The organism is Photobacterium sp. R1 (assembly GCF_054600795.1).
Genome location: NZ_BAAHZP010000564.1, coordinates 1 through 270, shown reverse-complemented (window position 1 = coordinate 270; position 270 = coordinate 1). Strand labels below are relative to the sequence as shown.

1 protein-coding gene is annotated in these 270 nt (G+C 58.5%); it reads right to left on the bottom strand.

Translation table 11 applies throughout. The features are described 5' to 3' along the window. Nucleotides 1-270 (bottom strand): hypothetical protein (locus ACYP03_RS26300; protein WP_459782711.1); only part of this gene is annotated, 270 nt, incomplete at both ends.

The window sequence follows — 270 nt, the reverse complement described above, 5'->3', positions numbered from 1 at the left end:
ATCGCGCCCTGATTAGACAGCTGGCCAGTGACATGCAAAGTTTGCGTGCCAGCCGAGACCAGCTTGCCACTATTGTCGATTGTCTCTGCCTGAACAGACATGTCCGTCTGCGCCACCAGTTCACCGGAAGTGCTCTGTGTCAGCGTGTCTGCTTCAGCGTTCAGCTGATTGGCGATGAGCTGGGTGTGATTTTGGATCGCACCCGCCTGGAGTTCCAGCGTACCGGCATGGGTTGTCCCTGCGCCCTGCAGTGTCAGCGACTGCGGGTTC